The sequence below is a fragment of the Gemmiger formicilis genome (assembly GCF_018784445.1).
Taxonomy (GTDB): Bacteria; Bacillota; Clostridia; order Oscillospirales; family Ruminococcaceae; genus Gemmiger.
Window position 1 is genome coordinate 1 of the sequence record NZ_WQOH01000049.1, and the last position, 231, is coordinate 231.

Consider the following 231-nt stretch of genomic DNA (forward strand, 5'->3'; position numbering starts at 1 on the left):
TCCGCTTCCAGCACTTTCATCATCTTGTCGGCTGCGGTGTCGGTTGCGCCCTGCTTGAAGAAGCCGGAAACGGTAAGGACAGAGTTGCCCATGCGGATTTCCGTTACACAGTCCGGGCGGCGGTCTGTTTTGGTGGTGCTTGTCTGTTTGGTTTCTGTCATAGGCTCTCCTTTCGCTGCTTCATCAGTTGCTTTAAGCGTTCCAGCTTTTCCTGTGCGGTTTCCTTTCGGA

Annotated in this window: 1 protein-coding gene; it reads right to left on the reverse strand. The window is 53.7% G+C overall.

Going from position 1 to position 231, the window contains the following annotated elements:
* Positions 1-161, reverse strand: a 161-nt coding sequence (locus GPK89_RS16800; protein WP_215693577.1) for a transposon-encoded TnpW family protein, incomplete at its 3' end; no start/stop codon positions are given.
* Positions 162-231: the final 70 nt, after the last annotated feature.